The organism is Bradyrhizobium sp. AUGA SZCCT0169, assembly GCF_018130085.1.
GTDB lineage: Bacteria > Pseudomonadota > Alphaproteobacteria > Rhizobiales > Xanthobacteraceae > Bradyrhizobium.
In genome coordinates this window covers 132,653-150,925 of record NZ_JAFCMC010000014.1, presented here as the reverse complement: position 1 = coordinate 150,925, position 18,273 = coordinate 132,653, and the positions used below count along the sequence as shown (strand labels likewise).

The 18,273-nt window shown below is 63.0% G+C and carries 21 protein-coding genes and 2 pseudogenes; 13 read left to right on the top strand and 10 right to left on the bottom strand.

Annotated elements, in window-relative coordinates; genetic code table 11:
* Positions 1–43 precede the first annotated feature (43 nt).
* The 3 genes from JQ609_RS18290 to JQ609_RS18280 all read left to right on the top strand — a co-directional run bounded on the left by JQ609_RS18290 (position 44) and on the right by JQ609_RS18280 (position 2,879).
* Entirely contained in the window at positions 44–1,207 is a 1,164-nt protein-coding gene (locus JQ609_RS18290) for a CynX/NimT family MFS transporter (protein WP_212204847.1), read from the top strand.
* Between the two features lie 96 nt (positions 1,208–1,303).
* Positions 1,304–1,918 carry a PilZ domain-containing protein gene (locus JQ609_RS18285; protein ID WP_212204845.1) on the top strand — a complete coding sequence of 205 codons (615 nt, stop codon included), beginning with the start codon at positions 1,304–1,306 and terminating at the stop codon, positions 1,916–1,918.
* Between the two features lie 331 nt (positions 1,919–2,249).
* Positions 2,250–2,879 (top strand): transglutaminase-like cysteine peptidase, encoded by a 630-nt coding sequence (locus JQ609_RS18280; RefSeq protein WP_212274410.1) that lies wholly within the window; start codon positions 2,250–2,252, stop codon positions 2,877–2,879.
* Positions 2,880–3,043: 164 nt separating this feature from the next.
* On the opposite strand, the pseudogene JQ609_RS18275 reads toward JQ609_RS18280, so the two are convergent.
* Positions 3,044–3,744, bottom strand: a pseudogene (locus JQ609_RS18275) (IS5 family transposase).
* Positions 3,745–3,796: 52 nt separating this feature from the next.
* On the opposite strand from JQ609_RS18275, the gene JQ609_RS18270 reads away from it, so the two are divergent.
* The 4 genes and pseudogenes from JQ609_RS18270 to JQ609_RS18255 all read left to right on the top strand — a co-directional run.
* Positions 3,797–4,783: an ABC transporter substrate-binding protein gene (locus tag JQ609_RS18270; protein WP_212274409.1), complete on the top strand. Its 987-nt coding sequence runs from the start codon at positions 3,797–3,799 to the stop codon at positions 4,781–4,783.
* Positions 4,784–5,120: 337 nt separating this feature from the next.
* Positions 5,121–6,017: an alpha/beta hydrolase gene (locus JQ609_RS18265; RefSeq protein WP_212274408.1), complete on the top strand. Its 897-nt coding sequence runs from the start codon at positions 5,121–5,123 to the stop codon at positions 6,015–6,017.
* 158 nt (positions 6,018–6,175) lie between these two features.
* Positions 6,176–6,691, top strand: coding sequence for a hypothetical protein (locus JQ609_RS18260; RefSeq protein WP_212274407.1), 516 nt, complete (start codon positions 6,176–6,178; stop codon positions 6,689–6,691).
* Positions 6,692–7,264: 573 nt separating this feature from the next.
* Positions 7,265–7,570, top strand: a pseudogene (locus JQ609_RS18255) (dienelactone hydrolase family protein); the annotation flags it as partial.
* Between the two features lie 94 nt (positions 7,571–7,664).
* On the opposite strand, the gene JQ609_RS35580 reads toward JQ609_RS18255, so the two are convergent.
* Entirely contained in the window at positions 7,665–7,799 is a 135-nt protein-coding gene (locus tag JQ609_RS35580; protein ID WP_283813865.1) for a hypothetical protein, read from the bottom strand.
* 198 nt (positions 7,800–7,997) lie between these two features.
* Positions 7,998–8,486, bottom strand: a complete 489-nt coding sequence (locus JQ609_RS18250; protein WP_212274406.1) for a hypothetical protein — start codon at positions 8,484–8,486, stop codon at positions 7,998–8,000.
* A 114-nt stretch (positions 8,487–8,600) separates the two neighbouring features.
* Here JQ609_RS18250 and JQ609_RS18245 point away from each other — a divergent pair, with 114 nt between their 5' ends.
* Together JQ609_RS18245 and JQ609_RS18240 are read left to right on the top strand one after the other, a co-directional pair.
* Positions 8,601–8,837, top strand: coding sequence for a hypothetical protein (locus JQ609_RS18245; RefSeq protein WP_212274405.1), 237 nt, complete (start codon positions 8,601–8,603; stop codon positions 8,835–8,837).
* Positions 8,834–9,001, top strand: a complete 168-nt coding sequence (locus tag JQ609_RS18240) for a hypothetical protein (protein WP_212274404.1) — start codon at positions 8,834–8,836, stop codon at positions 8,999–9,001. Before JQ609_RS18245 ends, JQ609_RS18240 begins: the two co-directional genes overlap by 4 nt.
* Positions 9,002–9,010: 9 nt before the next feature.
* Here JQ609_RS18240 and JQ609_RS18235 read toward each other — a convergent pair whose 3' ends face one another.
* Both JQ609_RS18235 and JQ609_RS18230 read right to left on the bottom strand, forming a co-directional pair.
* Positions 9,011–9,541: a gamma carbonic anhydrase family protein gene (locus JQ609_RS18235; RefSeq protein WP_211996227.1), complete on the bottom strand. Its 531-nt coding sequence runs from the start codon at positions 9,539–9,541 to the stop codon at positions 9,011–9,013.
* 118 nt (positions 9,542–9,659) lie between these two features.
* On the bottom strand, positions 9,660–9,989 hold the full coding sequence (locus JQ609_RS18230) for a DUF6949 family protein (RefSeq protein ID WP_211996228.1): 330 nt from the start codon (positions 9,987–9,989) through the stop codon (positions 9,660–9,662).
* Between the two features lie 222 nt (positions 9,990–10,211).
* Here JQ609_RS18230 and JQ609_RS18225 point away from each other — a divergent pair, with 222 nt between their 5' ends.
* Positions 10,212–10,925, top strand: coding sequence for a hypothetical protein (locus JQ609_RS18225; RefSeq protein ID WP_212204826.1), 714 nt, complete (start codon positions 10,212–10,214; stop codon positions 10,923–10,925).
* 77 nt (positions 10,926–11,002) lie between these two features.
* Here the strand turns inward: JQ609_RS18225 and JQ609_RS18220 are convergent, their stop codons facing one another.
* Together JQ609_RS18220 and cysE are read right to left on the bottom strand one after the other, a co-directional pair.
* Positions 11,003–11,221: a DUF3126 family protein gene (locus JQ609_RS18220; RefSeq protein ID WP_192734033.1), complete on the bottom strand. Its 219-nt coding sequence runs from the start codon at positions 11,219–11,221 to the stop codon at positions 11,003–11,005.
* Between the two features lie 108 nt (positions 11,222–11,329).
* A complete protein-coding gene (gene cysE / locus JQ609_RS18215; protein ID WP_212036171.1) occupies positions 11,330–12,157 on the bottom strand; it encodes a serine O-acetyltransferase in 828 nt (275 codons plus the stop codon).
* Between the two features lie 255 nt (positions 12,158–12,412).
* Between cysE and JQ609_RS18210 the strand changes: the two genes are divergently transcribed.
* Positions 12,413–13,765 (top strand): hypothetical protein, encoded by a 1,353-nt coding sequence (locus JQ609_RS18210; RefSeq protein ID WP_249128135.1) that lies wholly within the window; start codon positions 12,413–12,415, stop codon positions 13,763–13,765.
* Here JQ609_RS18210 and JQ609_RS18205 read toward each other — a convergent pair.
* Both JQ609_RS18205 and JQ609_RS18200 read right to left on the bottom strand, forming a co-directional pair.
* Positions 13,751–14,503, bottom strand: a complete 753-nt coding sequence (locus JQ609_RS18205; protein ID WP_212204824.1) for an alpha/beta fold hydrolase — start codon at positions 14,501–14,503, stop codon at positions 13,751–13,753. The two genes, JQ609_RS18210 and JQ609_RS18205, sit on opposite strands and share 15 nt — an antisense overlap.
* Positions 14,504–14,559: 56 nt before the next feature.
* Positions 14,560–15,708 carry a hypothetical protein gene (locus tag JQ609_RS18200; RefSeq protein WP_212274403.1) on the bottom strand — a complete coding sequence of 383 codons (1,149 nt, stop codon included), beginning with the start codon at positions 15,706–15,708 and terminating at the stop codon, positions 14,560–14,562.
* 250 nt (positions 15,709–15,958) lie between these two features.
* On the opposite strand from JQ609_RS18200, the gene JQ609_RS18195 reads away from it, so the two are divergent.
* Together JQ609_RS18195 and JQ609_RS18190 are read left to right on the top strand one after the other, a co-directional pair.
* Positions 15,959–16,204 carry a zinc-finger domain-containing protein gene (locus JQ609_RS18195; protein ID WP_192734038.1) on the top strand — a complete coding sequence of 82 codons (246 nt, stop codon included), beginning with the start codon at positions 15,959–15,961 and terminating at the stop codon, positions 16,202–16,204.
* A 10-nt stretch (positions 16,205–16,214) separates the two neighbouring features.
* A complete protein-coding gene (locus JQ609_RS18190) occupies positions 16,215–17,414 on the top strand; it encodes an FAD-dependent monooxygenase (RefSeq protein ID WP_212274402.1) in 1,200 nt (399 codons plus the stop codon).
* Between the two features lie 46 nt (positions 17,415–17,460).
* Here the strand turns inward: JQ609_RS18190 and JQ609_RS18185 are convergent, their stop codons facing one another.
* The gene (locus tag JQ609_RS18185; protein WP_212274401.1) at positions 17,461–17,898 is read right to left on the bottom strand and encodes a twin-arginine translocation pathway signal; all 438 of its coding nucleotides are present in this window, start codon (positions 17,896–17,898) and stop codon (positions 17,461–17,463) included.
* Positions 17,899–18,273: the final 375 nt, after the last annotated feature.

The following is an 18,273-nucleotide window of genomic DNA, read 5'->3' as shown; positions in this document are numbered from 1 at the left end:
GTGCGCGGTCTGAGGCTTCACGACAACTCTTGGGAGTGAGGCGTTGCACAATCGCTGGGGAATCCTTGCCGTCCTGTTCGTGGTTCGCGGCACCATGGCGTTCCAGTTTCAAAGCGTCGCCGCCGTGGCGCCGCTGCTCGGCAACCAGTTCGGCGTCAGCATCGCCGACATCGGCCTCTTGATTGGACTCTATTTCGCACCCGGCATCCTGCTCGCCCTGCCCGGCGGCGCGATCGGCCAGAAATTCGGCGACAAGCAAACGGCATTGGGCGCGCTGCTGCTGATGCTGTCAGGCAGCCTCGCCATGGCCCTTGCCACTTCCTGGGGCGTACAGATCTGCGGACGATTGGTTGCCGGCGCCGGCGGCGTGGTCCTCAGCGTTCAACTGACAAAAATGCTCACCGACTGGTTCGCAGGTCGCGAGATCGCCACCGCAATGGCGATCCTGGTCAACTCCTGGCCCGCCGGCATCGCCGTCTCATTGCTGACATTGCCCGTGATCGGAACGCGCTGGGGCGTCGATGCCGTGCATCTCGCCGTCGCCGCCTTCACCGCCTGCGGCATCGCACTGATCGCCCTGTTATATCGTGCGCCGATTGATCATGCCGCGGCGTCCACAACCGCCGCCCGCCTTGACCGCAATACCGTTCTCGCCGTCATCACCGCGGGTCTGATCTGGGGTCTATTCAACATCGGCTTTGCGATCATTTTCAGTTTCGGACCATCGATGCTGGTCGAACGCGGCTGGACGATCGCCGCCGCGGGATCGGCCATCAGCATCGTGTTGTGGATCGCGGTATTCTCGGTCCCCTTCGGCGGCTTCCTGGCCGATCGAACCGGCCGTCCGCAAACCATCCTCGTCGCCGCCGCTCTCGTCTTTGCGATGCTGATGATCCTGCTGCCGCGGACGAGCGCCGTGGTTCTGACGGTTGCGGCCCTCGGATTGATCTGCGGTCAGCCGGCCGGCCCGATCATGAGCTTGCCTGCGCGGGTCTTGCAGCCGGCGACGCGGGCGATCGGCATGGGCCTGTTTTTCACGGTGTTCTATGCCGCCATGATGCTGGGGCCGTTTGTCGGCGGCAGCCTCGCCAAATGGACGGGGACCGCCGCCACCGCATTCGACTTCGGCGCGGCAATGGTTTTGCTGTGTCCGCTGCTGCTGTGGATGTTCAACCGGATGGCGGCGGCACGGACACACACAGCTTGATGCACATACTTGATGCAACCGGCGATAACACATCATTAACCCTGTCGGCCTTAGGGTCTTCCTGACGCCGAAGGACCGGACGTCGGGTGGCGAAGAATGTCGTTTGCGCAAAAAAAATCCACTGTACCGGTCGCCCAGGAGCGACGGCGCTTCCAGCGCGTGAAAGTCCACCTGCTCGGCCGCTACATGCTGCCGGACCGGCGTGAGTTTCCCTGCCAGATCATCAATATGTCGCCGGGCGGATTGGCCCTGCTTGCGCCTGGCATCGGCAATGTCGGCGACCGCGTCATCGCCTATCTCGACCATATCGGCCGGGTTGAGGGCAAGATCACCCGCATCATCGACAACGGTTTTGCCATGACCGTGGGGGCGACCGCGCGCAAACGCGACAAGCTCGCCGCCCAGCTCACCTGGCTCGCCAACCGCGATATTCTCAATCTGCCGGAAGACCGCCGCCACGACCGTATCGTGCCGCGCAACCCGATCGCGCTGCTCACGCTCGAGGACGGCAGCAAGATGACCTGCCGGATCATCGACCTCTCGGCGTCGGGTGCGGCGATTGCCGCGGAAAACCGCCCGCCGCTGAAATCACTCGTGATGCTGGGCAAGGTCCAGTCCCGGGTGGTGCGAAATCTCGAGGAAGGCTTCGCGCTCGAGTTCGTCCACGAGCAAATTGCCGAGACGCTCGAAGACGCGGTTAGCGCGCGGTAAAGCACCAGCCGCCCAAAATCCCCGATTTATCGGCCTCAAAAGGCGGTATCCGCGTTGCCGGATGCCGCCTTTGTGCGCTCTGGCGCCTGCCGGAGCCGGTTAACGCCGGCAGCTTTTGCAACCATAAATGCCGCTGCGGCAGCGCCTGGCGCGTTAATGCATAAAATTTGAATCGATTGCAGTTGTTTCAAATTTTAGGCGATTTTTATTCAAGTATAGATCGAATTTGCTGCGGTTTTTACTTGTATTCACGTCAAATGTACTTGGCTGACTTAGCGGCGGCGCAAATCCTTTGTGCGAAACATGGTCCCAACAAGAAACGGGGGCCACAATGTTTTTCAGGGGACAGGGGAAGGGATTGGCGGTTGCCGCCATCCTGCTGGGGATGAGCGTCTCTACGGGTTTCTCGGCGAAAGCCGGTGACGCGATCTATGCCAGCCTCGGCGATACCACGCGTTCGCCGATCGGCTGGGTCGAATTCTGCGCCGAGAATCCCGGCGACTGCCGCGGCGGCGCGTCACAGCCGCGAGACATCGTGCTGTCGCAGACGGCATGGCGAGATTTGCTGAGAGTCAACAAGTGGGTCAACGAGACCATCAAGCCGATCACCGACATAGATCATTGGGGTGTGATCGAGAAATGGTCGTTGCCGACTGACGGCTACGGCGACTGCGAGGACTACGTGCTGTTGAAGCGCAAGATGCTGATCGACGCCGGCTGGCCGCGCGAGGCGCTGCTGATCACTGTGGTGCGCGACAAGAAGGGCGAAGGCCACGCGGTGCTCACGGTCAAGACCGACAAGGGCGAATTCGTGCTCGACAACCAGAACGAAAACGTCCTCGCCTGGACGGAGACCGGCTACCGCTTCGTCAAGCGTCAGTCGCAGAGCGATCCCAATCTGTGGGTGTCGCTCGGTGACAACCGCCCTGCGGTCGCCACCGCCAGTTCTCGCGATCGCTAACGACAAAGGAATTCACGAACCCGCGACCCGGTCACATCCCCACCCCTCCCCGTCCCAGACCGGTTCGCGCGCGGCCAGCCATCCCCCAATGGCTGGCCGCAACCTTTTTTGGGATCAAAGCGCAGCCGGCGTGCGGACAGATAGACCGGGTGAGCTGCGCTGATCTAGGACGTGGACTCATTAACACGCAGCCACAGTCTAATCGACGCAAGTTGAACGAAGGCAAGATAGTTCGCGGCGAGCCTGTCGTAGCGTCGCCACCCGACGACATTGTTTGATCCTGTTGAAGAACCGCTCGACCTGGTTGCGAGCGCGTAGAGATAGGGGCTGAAGCAGATCGGATCGCTGCGATTGCTTTTCGGCGGGATGTTGGCCCACGCGCCCTTCTTCATGGCAAGCTCTCTGATCCAGTCGGCGTCATAGCCACGGTCGGCCAGCAGCATTGACCCGACTTTCAGACGAGACAGCAGTTTTCCGGCAAGTCGAACGCCGTGGGCCTCACCGGGGCTCAGCGCCAGCCGTACCGGCAGACCATTGCTATCGACCACCGCATGAATTTTTACTCGTCAAGCCGCCGCGTGACCTCCCCAACGATTGGCGCTGGTTTCGTGTGATGCAGGCTCCATACTGATGCACGCGGACAATGGATGTATCGATCATCTGGACAGCGGCATCATGGGCAGCGGCGATCGCGTCGATGATGCGGTCCCATACACCAGCCCGCCGCCACCTAACGAAGCGGTTATAGCAAGTGGTGTACGGACCAAACGCCTCGGGCAGATCACGCCAAGGTGCTCCGGATCGCAAGACCCAGAAAATGCCATTGAGAACACGGCGGTCGTTTTACCCGAGGAACGCCACGCATCCAGTGTGCTAGACTTGATCGGTATGATGCCTTGTCCAGCCTGGGAGCGGTCTTGAGGCGGCGCGATTTCATAGCTCTTGCCGGCGGCGCGGCTGCGGGTTGGCCGCTAACAGCACGCGCGCAGCAGCCGATGCGGCGGATCGGCGTGCTGATGGGTTATGCCGAAAACGACCGGGAGGGACAGGCCTTCGTCGCGGCGTTCCGGGAAGGACTCCAGAAGCTCGGGTGGGCCGAGGGCCGCAACATCCGGATCGACACGCGTTGGACAGCGGCCGACGTGAAGACGATGCAACGATTCGCCAAGGAACTCGTCGCGCTGCAGCCCGACCTCATTCTTACGCAAAACACACCCACCACAGCGGCGATGCTGCAACAAACGCGCACCATCCCCATCATTTTCGCGAACGTTGCCGATCCGGTCGGCAGCGGCTTCGTCGCGAACTTTCCGCGGCCGGGCGGCAACGCCACCGGGTTCACGTTGTACGAGCCGACGATGGCCGGCAAGTGGCCGGGGCTGCTCAAGGAGATAGCGCCGCGCGTCGCCCGGGTCGCATTCCTGTTTAACCCGGCAACCGCGCCCTATGTCGAATATTACATGACCCCTTTCAAAGCCGCCGTTGCGTCCTTCGGCGTGGAGGCGATCGCCGCACCTGTTCGCGACCCGTCCGAGCTCGAATCCGTCGTTGCCGCATTGGCACGCGAGCCGAATGGTGGCCTCATCGTGATGCCGGACATTTTCTTGACCGCTTATCGCGTAGAGATCACATCGCTGGTTGCTCGCTATCGTGTACCTGCCGTCTATCCGTTCCGTCTCTTCGCTGAAGTCGGCGGCCTGCTGTCGTACGGAAATGACCAGGTCGATAATTATCGGCGCGCGGCGACCTATGGCGATCGCATCCTCAAGGGCGCCAAGCCGAGCGAGCTTCCGGTCCAGGCCCCGGTCAAGTTCGAGTTGGTGATCAATCTCAAGACTGCCAAAGCGCTCGGCCTGAATGTGCCGCTGAGCCTTCAGCAACGCGCCGACGAGGTGATTGAGTAGCGCTTCTGTTTGCCGCATCTGCTCTCGGCAGAAAGTGGCCCATCGCGACATTTTGCGCTGCCGCACAACTCCGGCCGCTATAAGGGCAAAGCGGACATTGCCTTAGCATCACGCCGCTGGGTTTATGGGTTCACGGCCTAGCCTTCCGGCAGCCAGAACGCGAGCATGCGTTTGGTTTCGCCGGTCCTTCGACGCCGTTGCCAATTCGGGTTGCGCGAGAGGAATTGAAACGGGTCCCTGTGCTCTCTTGCGGCCTCTTCGAGATAGGCCCGCCTCTCGGCTTTTCCGCTGCCCGGCCGACGTGCGATGATGGCCGGCCTCATCGGGAGAACGCACCTTGGCCGCCACTGAGATCGATGCCATCCGCGCGTTGCTGGGCTCGAAGCCGCGGCCGGTCGGCTGGTCGGAACGGCGCCAGCGGCTCGACGAAGTCGGATCGACCTGGCCGATCGCTTCCGATGTGAAATGTGACGCCGTCGATTGCGATGGCGTGCCCGGCGAGTGGTCGCTTGTATCAGGCAGCGACCCGTCGCGCGTGCTGCTGTATTTTCACGGCGGCGGTTATTGCTCCGGTTCGATACTGAGCCATCGCCGGATGGTGACGGAAGCGGGCCGCGCCGCACAAGCGCGCACGCTCGCGATCGATTATCGGCGCGCGCCCGAGCACCCCTACCCAACTGCCCATGAGGACGCGCTGACGGCGTGGCGCTTCCTGCGCAAGCAAGGCATACCGGCGGCAAGCATCGCCGTCGGCGGCGACAGTGCCGGCGGCAATCTCGCGCTCGGATTGATCAGCCGGTTGCGCGCGGCCGGCGAGGACCTACCGGCCTGCGCCTGGCTGGTCTCGCCCTGGACCGACCTGACAATGTCGGGCACCACGCTCGACACCAAGGATGCCATCGACCCGCTGATCCACCGGACTTATCTCGCCGAACTTGCGGACGCCTATGCGCCGTCGCCGCTCGATCGCCGAGATCCGCTGATCTCGCCGTTATTTGCGGATCTTGCGGGCTTTCCACCGCTCCTGATTCAGGTCGGCTCGGCGGAAACACTGCTGGCGGACGCCACACGGCTGGCCGCCGCCGCCGGATCTAATGACGTCGAGGTGAGCCTCGAAATCTGGCCGCACATGATCCATGCGTGGCCGGTCTGGAATGCGGGATTGGAAGATGGCCGCCGCGCATTGGCGAAGGCGGGGCAATTTATCCGCGCGCATCTGCAAGGGCCGCCGTAGAGCGTGTGAGGCCGTCCGAGACCATCTCGCGGCGCAAAACCCCGGAAATATTGAAGTTTTACCCGGAATCCCGCCTCGATTCGGTTAATCCCGGGTTTCGGGGCCGCCAAGCCTGTGGTAAGCGAGGGTATTGAAATTACGTCCGGATTTGGAATCTCATGATCGAGCCCGCCCCCGGGAATACCAGTGCGCTAGCGCGTATCGGCGGTCAGCCAATTGCGATCGGCGCAGTTGCCCTCGTCATCGTCGTGCTGGGAATAGGTTCGATCACGCTGTGGCGGGCCTATACCGGCACTGCGCCCGAAACCGACCGCGTTGTTGCGGTCAGGCAATTGCAGGCGCGTACCGCGCAGGCGTCCGAACAGCTGGTCGAGAAAACCAAGGGCCTCGAAGCCACCCAGCAGGAATCGATCGACCAGCTCCAGGTGGTGCAGGATCAATTGCTGACGGTGCGCCGTCTGCTCGCCGCGCAGCAGGCCGATACCAGAAAGCTTTCCGAACAGGTCGGCACCCTGACGGAATCGATCGACGGCTTGCGGCAATCGTTCGCAAGCGCGCAGGCGGCCGAACCGGCCGCCCCGCCCTCTACCCGCAAACGGTCGGTCAGGAAATCCAGCGCGGCAAAGCCGCGCGCGAGCAAGAGCGCCCTCAAGCGCGGCAGGTCGAACGGCTGACGCCCGTTCCGGACGCGGTCCGGGACCGCCCCTCAAAGCGAGAGCAACGGACCGAGCACTTCCGCGATGTGCCCCGCACGATCAGCGCCTTTTGGCCTAGCTAATCGTGACGCATTCAGCGCAGGTTCGCCGTGCCCGGCTGCAGACCCCGGCGGCAATTCTCCACCACATGCCACCAAAAACCCGCTTTCCTGCCAATTTTGTGTTCCGAGTGTGAACTGCTTCACATATGGCCGTGGGAATCTCCTGCATGCTGCAGTTCACCGGATGGCGTGAGCCGATTTCAATATCCGGGGCTGGCAAGGTCGTTGACGGTATACTGCGTCGACGGCCTTGTTTTTTTGCCCGCGTTCATCCCTCGCCCCGGCGCTTCCGAAATTCACGATCAAATTGAACCTCGCAGGCAGGTGATTTGCCTTTGGCCGACATTGTTTGCTGAATGCATTTCCCTTGAGCCCGTGCGGTCCTGATGCATGAGGATCGCGCTCTACCCGTTTGTTTTTGATGCGTTTTCGGCGCAGGTAAATCTACGCAATCTGCGTAAACTTGATCGCTATGCGGAGGGATCCCCTTGCCCATAGTCCCACGCTGAAGGCAGGCGCCGCGTTTTACGGCCCGCCGGTCGATCCGCCGAACCCGCTGTGGCCGAAGAGCCCGACGCAGCTCGCGCCCGAGATGAAGGCGCCGGTGCTGGGCCTCTATGGTGAAGCCGATAGCGGCATTCCCGTCGCCACCGTGGAAGCCCTGAAGGCCGCCTTGGCGGCGAACAAGAAGACCGCCGAGTTCAAGATTTATCCGGGCGCCCCGCATGGGTTCCACGCCGACTACCGTGCCAGCTATCGCAAGGATGCGGCCGACGACGCGTGGGCGCAGCGGTAGAAAACGCGTCAAAACTCTAAGAATACCTGCGGGCAAACCACAGACGTGAAAAATGGCGCGCAGCAAATGGCTGCGCGCTGTTTCGAGAGACGGCCTATCCGGCGCGATCGCTGTTGCGATGCGGCCTGGATACCGTCTGCTCGATCGCCCAGAGCATCCAGACGACGGCCGCTCCCAGACTGACAACGACACCCAGGAGCACCAACGTCAAAGCCGGGACTGTGAGCATGTTCAGCATCCCCGATGCGATGCAAGCGGCGTACCAGCAAACCAACCAAACCAAACGCGGCCTCGGTGATTAAACACCGGGGCCGCCGAAATAATCCCAATAACCCGCCAGGCCGGGATTAGTTGCAACCTGAACCGGCGCAATCGCGCGGCTTGTGTTCGCACTGCTGCGCGACCGGGCAACGTGCAGCCGCTGTCGCTAGCAGCCGCGGCAGATGCTCTTCACCTTGCGGTCGATGGTCCTGTTTTCCTGTTGGATGGCGGCGTCGACATCGGCATGCGGTTGCGCCGTCGACCCTGTGCCCGCAGCGCCGGTCGTGACCCCGGCCCCGGTGTTCGCGGCCCGGCCCGACGATTGGGCGGTGCCGGCGCTGTTGGTGCCGGGCGCAGCGGGAAGCCTGGCCGCGTTGCCTGTGCCGCTCGGATCGTTGCCCGAATTGTTCAGACCGGCCGCGTTTGCCGGGCCGGGTGGCACGCCATGGATGGAAGTCGGGCCGGCGCCCGCCGATCCCGCATTGGGCGTGCCCACCGCGCTGCTGCTTCCTGTTGTCGAGCCGCTTGCGGCGCCGCCGGCACTTGTGCTGCCAGCACTTCCGCTGCCGCCGCCTGCGCTTTGCGCGAACGAAATGCCAGGCACGGTCAGGATGGCGAGCGCTATCATTGCTGCAAATGCGGTTGGTTTGGTCATCGAGAACTCCTTTCCTGGTTCAACGACGGCGAAACCGGCTTGTTCCGGCCGGAACGATTTCGGGCGCGGACCATTATGCAATCATATCCGCCACGTTGCCGGAGCCGACGACGCTTGCGCAAACTGATCGCTTTCGACGACGACACGTTCGACAAGCTGACCCAGCTTGGACGCGATCGGATGGCGACGATTCAGGAACTGGCCGATGAAGCCTTTGCTGACGTTTTGAAGAAGCACGGCATCCCGATCGATCTCAAGGACGCACTGCGCAAGAGCGCAAGACTTTCCAGCGCCAAAACAGAAAAAATTGCAAAACAGAAGAAATCAAAAGCCCGGAAGGCAACATCATGACGACCGATCCCGATCCGTTCGAGCAGGGCCAGCGCGCGGCACGCAAGAATATCCCGGCTGAAGCCAATCCCTATCAAGACGGCAGCGAACAGCATGCGCTCTGGGCCGCCGGGCACGAGCAGGTAGCCGGCGCGGCGGAGGCAAGCGAATCCGAAGATACCTGACCGCTGTGTTCAGCCGATCTTCTTCAAACCTTTTTTGAAACGCGGCCCGTTGATGGCGTAGGATTTCGCCGCGCGTCCCATCGCCGTCGCCTGCTCGGGCGAAAGCGTGCGGATCACGCGCGCGGGCGATCCGATGATCAGGGAATGCTCGGGAAATTCCTTGCCCTCGGTGATAACGGATCCCGCGCCGACGACACTGCCGCGGCCGATCTTCGCGCCGTTCATCACGATCGAGCCCATCCCGACCAGCGCGCCATCCTCGAGCGTGCAGCCGTGCAGGATGACGTTGTGGCCGACGGTGCAGTTTTTCCCGATCGTCAGCGGAAAGCCGGGATCGGTGTGGCAGGTCGAATTGTCCTGCACGTTGGAGCCTTCGCCGATCTCGATCCACTCATTGTCGCCGCGGAGCACCGCGCCGAACCACACGCTGGCCCCATTCTTCAGGCGCACCTTGCCGATGACGGTGGCGGTATCCGCGATGAAATAGTTTCCGTCCGCGGGAAGATCGGGCCCCTGCCCGTCGAGTTCGTAGATCGCCATGATGATCAGGTCTCCGTTTGTGGAGACCTTGGCACAGCCGCCAGCGCATGATCAAGCAAAGGGCGGATACGCCTCAGGCGAACAGGCTCCAGGCGAACAGACTTTATGCGAACAGACTTTAAGCGAACAGACCTGCGGCCCGCAGCGTCATCAGGAAGAACGTGCCGGACATCAGGCTCCAGAAGCCCGCGAGCACGGTCGCCATCATCACGAATTCGAAGCGGCGGCGCTCGATTCTGGCGCCGCGCAGCGTATTGCGCATGATGATGAAGGGGGCGGCAAAAACCAGGAACGGAACCGCCGCAAACGTTTTTGGCGCCACGCCATTCCCGAGCAGCCCGAAACCGGCGGGCCGCGCCGCCATGGCCTGGTAGCCGCTGGTCAACGCGCCGGCGAGCGCAAAACCGATGCAAAGGGAAAACAGGGAATTCAACGCATCGGGCGACATCGAACACATCCGCTACAGAACAAACCGCGCCCTGCTTTCGCAAAATCGGGGACCCGCCGCCACAGCATCCTTAAGGAAGGGTTAACAGCTGAAGGCCACAATCCCGTTCGCGCATGGCTCGCGCTTGCCCGATGCCGGTGAAATCATACGGAAATCCCGCCGCCCGTGGCATATTCGCCGGGTGATTCGGCCTCAGCCTCGAACTCGACCGATATTTCTTTCATGACATTGCTTTCGACGGCCCAACACATCGCCCGCGACACGCGAAAAAACCCACGCTCGCACATGGTCCTGATCGTGGTGGCAGCGACCATCGCCGCAGGCGCAATCGGGCTCGTGGCCTATCTGTTATGGCCGACCTGGGGCAATGGCGTAGCCAACGCGCCGTCGCGGTTACCGGTCAGCGTGGGCGGCACCCTCTTCAACGTGCCGACGTCGGCGATCCGCAGGAAAATCCAGCGCCATTCCGGTCCACAGGAACGCGTCGATCTCAACTTCACATTCCCTTCACTCGAAGCGCCCGAGTTGCCCCGGCACGTCAGCGCCGATACGGTCGAAGAAAAGGTGCAGCCGATCGACCGGATCTTCCTGTCGATCTCGGCGCACCACGACACGCTGGCGCCCGACGTCCGGGTCCGCACCATCTATCCACGCTATCTGGAGCCACCCGCAACGCCGATCGACGACGGACTGGCGATGCGCGCGTTTCGCGACGGCTCGCCCTATGCCAACGAAGATCTGTTCACCGCGAGCGCGCCCGTCCTCAACGCGCGCTGCACGCGCGACGGGGTGACGCCCGGAATGTGCCTGAGCGAGCGCCGGGTCGACGGCGCCGACCTGACATTCAGATTTCCGCGGAGCTGGCTATCGCAATGGCGCGACGTCGCCAATGCGATGAACCGTTTGACAGCGCAATTGCACGGGCTGCAAAAATAGCGGCGCCTTGTCTTGACGCGTTTTCTTTGCGCGAACCGGTACCCACTTCGCTCGAAACGCTATGGCCGCGCTTCGCCTCAACCCTGGTCGACCAGGTCTTCCTCGAGGATCGCCATCTGGAACTGGAAGGAACGGTCGTCGTCTTCGTCGTCGACGAACAGGACGCCGATGAACTCCTCACCGATATAGACCTCGGCGGAATCATCCTTTTTCGGGCGCGGCACCACGCGAATTTTCTGGTTGCCGAATACGCGCTTGAGATAGGCGTCGAGCTTCCTGACTTCCTGAACGTCCACGGCGGTCTCCAATCGGATATATGCGGTTTCCGGGGAGTTTTAGGCCGAGACGGCGCGAACCGCCAGCCGTATCTTCACGAGATCGACAGGTCAGAAAGTCCTTGAAAATTAGATCCCGATGGCGTTGAGCATCTGGTCCATGGTGCGCGATGGCTCGGCGCAGCCGGCTTCGCCAACGATCTTGGCCGGAACACCCGCCACGGTGACATTATGCGGCACCGGTTTGACCACCACCGAGCCTGCAGCGATGCGCGCGCAGTGACCGATCTCGATATTGCCGAGAATTTTCGCGCCGGCCCCGATCAGCACGCCGTGGCGAATCTTGGGATGGCGATCCTCGTTCTCCTTGCCAGTGCCGCCGAGCGTGACACCGTGCAGGATCGAAACGTCATCCTCGATGACAGCCGTCTCACCGCAGACGAAACCGGTCGCATGATCGAGAAAGATTCCGCGGCCGATGGTCGCCGCCGGGTTGATGTCAGTCTGGAACACCGCGGACGCCCGGCTCTGCAGGTAGTAGGCGAAATCCTTGCGCCCTCGCTTGTACAACCAGTGCGCCAGCCGATGAGTCTGCAGGGCGTGGAAGCCCTTGAAGTAAAGCAAGGGATCGATGAAGCGCGACGTCGCAGGATCGCGGTCATAGACCGCGACCAGATCGGCGCGGAACGCATTGCCGAAATCGGGTTCGTCGCGCAGCGCCTCGTCATAGGTCTGGCGGATCAGATCGCCCGACAGCGCCGAATGATCGAGCCGCTCGGCCAGGCGGTGGATGACCGCATCTTCCAGTCGCTCGTGATGCAGCACGGTCGAGTAGATGAAGGACGCCAGTTCCGGCTCGCGGCGAACGATGTCTTCCGCTTCGTTCCGCACGCGATCCCAGATCGGATCGAGCGCGGCCAGCTTCGAACCCTGCGGACTGACCTGATGCACTGCCATGGGATTATCTCGGCTTGTTCTCGGGGCTTGTTTCGCCCGGCGTTATAGCATGGCGGACGGATGGCTGTCCCGGGGCAGGCGGCGGCAGAGTAAATCCCCGCCGAACGCCCCAGGAACGGTTAGGGTCAGTTCAAGGTGGTTGGCGATTTCAGGAAATCAAGCCGGGCAAGCTCCGACTATTGGTGAATTTCGGCCCCCCGGCCATTCCGGGCAAGCTGGCCGAAACTGGGGGGAAACCACATCAACACGCAGATTTTGCGCGCGCGGACGGCCGACTCGCGGCTGGCCTGGATCGCCGCCATCGCCATCCCCCTGATGTTGCTCGCCCCTGCCCTGTGGAACGGCTACCCGCTGCTCCAATGGGATACCGGCGGCTATCTGGCACGCTGGTATGAAGGCTACCTCGTGCCAAGCCGCTCCACGGTGTTCGGCCTCTATCTGCATTTCGGCGAAGACTCCGCGTTCTGGATCAATCTCGGAATCCAGGCGCTGGCAACGTTGTGGATCCTGCAGCTGACGCTGCGCGCATTCGAAATCGCCCAACCCTTGCGGCTGCTCGCAATGGGCCTGGTGCTGGCCCTGGCCACCGCACTGCCGTGGCTCGCGAGCACGCTTCTGACCGACCTCTACGCCGGCCTGTCGGTGCTGTCGCTCTTCATTCTGGTCGTGCTGGGCGAGCGCACTTCGACAATCGAAAAATGTTCGCTGTTCGCGCTGACGGCGTTCGCCGCGGCCTCGCACAGCGCCACGCTGGCAGTGCTGCTCGGGCTGTGTTGTGTGGGGTGGATCGTGCGTCCGTTTTCGCGCGGACGGATGACGGTTTCCGGACTGCTGCAGGGCAGCCTCACCCTCGTCGCCGGCGCGGCGATGCTGCTGGCGGCGAATTTCGCACTGTCGGGGAAAGTGGCGTGGACGCCCGGCGGCTATGGCGTCGCCTTCGGACGTATGCTGCAGGACGGCATCGTCGCGCGTTACCTGAAGGAGCATTGTCCGCAGCAGCAGTTGAAGCTCTGTCCCTATCGCGACCAGTTGCCTGCAACGGCAGATCAGTTTCTGTGGGGCAGCAGCGTGTTCAACACGCTTGGTCGCTTCAAGGGCCTCGGCGACGAGATGGGCTTCATCGTGCTGCGTTCGCTGGTCGAATATCCAGCACGGCAGATCGAGGCGGCGATCACCGGAACCGCGCGGCAACTGGTCCATGTCGCGACCGGCGAAGGCACCAATGAATGGATCGGCCACACCTACGGGATCATCGAGCGTTATATCCCGACGCAGGTCAAGGCGATGCGCGCCGCGAACCAGCAGCGCTGGCGGCTCGACTTTGCCGCCATCAACCGTCTCCACGTTCCGGTGGCGCTCGTCTCGATGCTGCTGGCCGTAATCGTGTTCGGTCGCGGCCTGTGGCGGCGTCCGTTCGATGATCTCACGCTCCTCGCAGGAACCGTTACATTCGCCGTGCTCGGCAACGCGTTTATCTGCGCCGTGATATCAGGCCCGCATGACCGCTATGGCGCGCGCATGGCGTGGGTCGCGACCTTCGTGGTGCTGATCGCGGCGGCGCGGCAATTCTTCGGCGAGGACCCACGCGAAGGCTCAGCTTCGCCGTGACAGGAAATCGATGACGCCGGCCTTGTAGACCTTGTCGCCGACCGCGCGCATGTGATCGCGGTTCGGAATATCCAGCACCTCGGCGTCCGGAATGATCTCGCCCAGCGCCTGCGCCGAGCCTGCGATTTCGTCTGACGTGCCGACCGCGATCAGCACGGGCACATGGATAGCGGCGGCTTCATCCCGTGTCATCAGGCGCCGCGAGCCGCGCAGGCAGGCCGCCAGCGCGCGGCGGTCGGAACGGGTCTGGTCGGCAAAAGCGCGAAACGTCCGCCCAACCGGATCGGTCACGTCGTCCAGCGACGGCGCCTCGAGTGCGAGGGCTACGTTTTCGCCGGGGCCACCGCCCGTGATCATCCCGATCCCGATGCCGCCCAGGATGGCCGAGCGCAGCCGCTGCGGCTGGCCCAGCGCCATCACCGCCGTCATCCGCGATCCCAGCGAATAGCCCATCACGTCGGCCCGCTCGATTTCCAAATGATCCAGCAGCGCGATGACGTCGCCGGCCATGATCGCGATCTCATACTGCGCGGCGTCGTACAGCTTGCCGGAATCGCCATGCCCGCGGTTGTCGAGCGCGATCACGCGGCGCCCGGCTTTCTTCAGGTCGGACACCCAGGTCGGATAGACCCAGTTCACGTTCTTGCTCGAGGCAAAGCCGTGTACGAGAACGATCGGATCGCCCTCGCCTTCGTCGAGATAGGCAATTTCGATATCGCCGTTGTGAAAACTCGGCATCGCTCGTTCCATTTTTTGGGGAGTTCAAAATGCGCGATCGGAAAACGATCGCAACTCTAGCCGCAGGTGGCGGCACCCGCCAGAGCCGGGCCGGGAAGCAACGCCGCGGCCGCCGCCTGCTCACGCTGCCGCCTCGCCTTCTTGCGGCGCAGATACGCCATGGTGGCGCGCTCGGTGATCGCCTTGATCGACGACAAGAAGCCGAACAGCGCCAGCAGCGCACTGAATAGCCACAGCGACAGATTGAATGCGCCGGCCGCCAGCAGCAGAGCGCCGCGGCCGAACAGTTTCAGGATCGCCCGGGTCTGGCCACCCTTGGATTCCGCGAGCCGTGCGGCGCGCGCGATATCCTTCGGGCCCTCGGCGATGCGCAGCGTGTCGAGCGCACCGCGCGTACCGGCCTTTTGCCCGATGCGGCCGACGTCCTTGGCCAGCCGAACCAGCGCACCGGCCTTCTCAGCGCGGAACGCCGCCTTGATCGCGCTGACGGTCGCGCCGGGCCGCAGCACCGAGCCGGAGGCGACCGCCTTCTGCAGCATCGGCCCATCGACGACCTCGCGCGCCGAGCGGCCGGCCCATAGCGTCAGCCCCTCGCCCAGACGTCCGACCTTGCGGGCATCCTTGACCATGGTCAGTCCGGCACGCACCGGTAGCGCGCCACCGACCGACACATAGGTCGCCGCCGTCACCGCCAGGCCTACCGTCGCAAGCCCAAGTATCAGATGATCGGTATCCTCGCCCATCGCCAGATGCTTGCCTTCGCGCACCACGTCGCGGATATCGCCGAACACAAAGAGATCGCCAGCCACCGTGCCCGACAGGCTCGCGACATCCTCGGCGTTGCCGGTGACGAGACCGATCGCGAAACGTTTAGCAAAATGCGAGGTTGAGTTCGCGTCCGTGACGGCTTCGTTCACGCCCTGCGACAGTTCTTCGCTGATGACAATGTTCTTGTCGCGCGCCAATGCGGCAAAGCTGCCGGCAAGATCGACATCGCCTGCCGCCAGCGCGGACTCGATATTTTCTGTAATCAGCGCCGGGTTGTTCCGCAGGGCAGAATTGATCCTCAGATCGGCCAATTCGGTCGGTTCGTCCTGCGCCGCCAGGATCGCAAAAGCGTCGCGCGCGTGTGGCCATAGCGCCGCACCCACGGCGATAGTTGCCGCCATGCCCGCCACCGCCAAACTGAGCCCTGCCCGCTTCATCCTGCAAAACCTGGGTTTTCGCTGCCCTCAACATAATGTGCCGCATTTGCGACACAACGTCCCCGACGAAAGAAGGGCTTCTCTGGGACGACAAGATTGTGTCGAATTTGCATGAGCAAATGTGCGGCGGCGACCTTCAAGAATCTGGGCTCTAGGAATCAACGGAACCCGTCAGTATGGTGCGCGGCATTTCGGGTCGGGCGCCGTGTTGGTTGCGTCCGCCCGTCATTGCTATCCAAGGTGAAACAAGATGTCCGACCATGTCGTCCCGCACTTTCACAACGACGCCGGCGTCTCGGTAATCGAGATCGGCTCGCAGGAATTCATGTGCGTGGGCGCCAATCCGCCGTTCGACCATCCGCATGTCTTCCTGGATCTCGGCAACGACAACGAGATCATCTGCCCCTATTGCTCGACGCTCTACCGGTTTGCCGCCGATCTCAAGGCCGGCGAAGCGCGCCCCCCGGAATGCGTGCTGAAAGATAAAGTCGCCTGACAGGTCCGCCGTGGCGGTTACGCGCACCATCGTTGTCGCTGGTGCCGGGATCGGAGGACTGACCGCGGCGCTGGCGCTCGCAAAGCAAGGCTTTCGCGTCGTCGTTCTGGAAAAGGCCGAGCGGCTGGAGGAAGCCGGCGCCGGCCTGCAGCTTTCGCCCAACGCCAGCCGCATCCTGGTCGAACTCGGTCTGCAGCCGCGGCTCGCGCCGCGCGCCGTGACGCCCGAATCCATCAACATCATGAGTGCCCGGGAGGGCGGCGAGATCGCCCGCCTGCCGCTCGGTGAGGCCGCGAATTTTCGCGCCGGCGCACCCTATTGGGTGGTGCATCGCGCCGATCTGCAGGCGGCGTTGCAGGCAGAGATCGATCACAGTCCCGACATCGAATTGCGGCTTGGCTGCCAGTTTGAGGACGTCGCCGCGCACGCCAAGGGACTGACGGTCGTGGGGCGCCGCGGCAACGCGCGGCAACAGGAACTGGCGGTGGCGCTGATCGGCGCCGACGGCATCTGGTCGGCGGTCCGGCATCATTTATTCCCGGAGGTCCAGCCGCAATTCTCCGGTCTGATCGCCTGGCGCGGCACGCTCGATGCGACGGCGCTGCCGCGCGAATATACTTCGCCCCGGGTGCAGCTCTGGATGGGACCAAGAGCGCATCTCGTCGCCTATCCGATCTCGGGCGGGCGGCGCATCAACGTTGTCGCGATCGTGCCGGGAACGTGGAACAGGCCGGGCTGGAGCGCACCGGGCGAGGCTAACGAAATCAAGGCGGCGTTCTCTCAACAATGGCCGGCGACCGCGCGAATGCTGATCGGCGCCGTCGATGAATGGCGGCGATGGGCGCTGTTCACGGTACCCGATATTCGCGAATGGAGCGACGGCGCGATCGCGCTGCTCGGCGATGCCGCGCACGCCATGCTGCCGTTCGCAGCCCAAGGTGCGGGAATGGCGATCGAGGACGCCGCGGTACTGGCGAAAGCCTTGAGCGAATGCGCCGGCGACAATACCGCCGGCATCCCGGCGGCCTTCAAGCGCTACGGACGGCTGCGCCGCGCCCGCGTGTTAAGGGTTCAGCGCGCCGCAAGGCGGTCCGGACAAATCTATCATCTGACCGGACCGTTGGCGCTCGCGCGCGATCTCGCCATCAAGTCGCTCGGTCCAAGGCGAATGCTGGCGCGGCAGGACTGGATTTACGACTGGCGGGTGTGAACATCCGACGCGAGCGCATGGCGCGGGAGGACTTCCGCAGGACGCGTTATCGCGACGATGGACGGGATCCCCTGACGCCTGCAGGTGGCGCAGGCGGCGTCGCCGCCGCGCTCGCGGCAGGTTTGGATTCCGGCGGCGCCTCCTGGCATTTGTTGCGCCGCCACGCCTCCTCGGCGAATTTCGATTGTCCCTGGGTCGCAATGAGTTCGTTGCGATAGGCAAGCTCCGACACCACCGAGCCGCCGACGCCGGTTTCAGCCTTCGCCATCAGGCCCTGCAGTTCCGCCTTGCGCCCGGCAATCCGGGCCCGTTCCGTCTCGAGATGCTTGCATTCGTAGAGATCGTATTTGGCGGGATCGGCGAAAGCCGTCGACATGTTGTCGCCCACGCTGGCACAGCCGGAGAGCCCTGCCCCTGCCGCGAGCAGCGCCAACACGCCTGCGGCACACGAAATTCGCCGGCGATGGGACGTGGATTCGGACATCGGACCTTCATAAGCCTACAACGTTGAGATTGCCTAAAGCAGGACCAGATGTCCGCATTGAGGCTTTGCGTCCGGCCCCGCGTTCCCTTAAACGAAAGGCGCGGTTTCCGGGGGCGGATTATCCCATTTCCACTTCGCCGGCAAACGCGCTAAGTACCTGATCTTCTGACTAAAGCGGGCGTGGCGAAATGGTAGACGCAAGGGACTTAAGTCTTTGAGTGCCCTTAGGGAAACCTAAGGAGTAGAACTGCTCAAATTCGGGGAAACCTTTTAACTGGCAACCCCGAGCCAAGCGCTCCCGCCGAGAGGCTGGCGCGAAGGTGTAGAGACTAGACGGGCAGCACCTAACGCGCGAAAGCACCACGGTGAAGGTAT